This window comes from Salegentibacter lacus (genome assembly GCF_020164555.1).
Taxonomy (GTDB): domain Bacteria; phylum Bacteroidota; class Bacteroidia; order Flavobacteriales; family Flavobacteriaceae; genus Salegentibacter; species Salegentibacter lacus.
The window spans coordinates 1-279 of record NZ_JAIQZB010000095.1 but is presented as its reverse complement, the minus strand read 5'-3'; the positions used below and the strand labels follow the sequence as shown (position 1 = coordinate 279).

Genomic DNA, 279 nt, shown 5'->3' with positions numbered 1-279 from the left:
AACGCCAATCTCCCATTAACTGAATGATTTCAGCTGAAAACTGTTCATGAAACGCCCAAGTAGCAAACCCTCTTCGAAAAGAATGTGTAGAGAACAAATTAGGCTCAAACCCGCAACTTTGTAAAATACCTCTTAGTTTCTTCAAATACATAGAATAATTTACTACTTTTCCTGATTTTAATACGAACACAGGAGAATCTGGAGGTCTAGGTATCAAAGCAATCATTTTTTGTAAGCTGAAACAGGACATAACGGTGAGCTATGAATTTGTGTTTAAGG

At 36.2% G+C, this 279-nt stretch carries 1 protein-coding gene; it reads right to left on the bottom strand.

Translation table 11 applies throughout. The annotated features are described in order from the left end of the window. A partial coding sequence (locus tag LB465_RS18160) for a site-specific integrase (RefSeq protein WP_224471325.1) occupies positions 1 to 226 on the bottom strand: 226 nt, incomplete at its 3' end. Positions 227 to 279 lie beyond the last annotated feature (53 nt).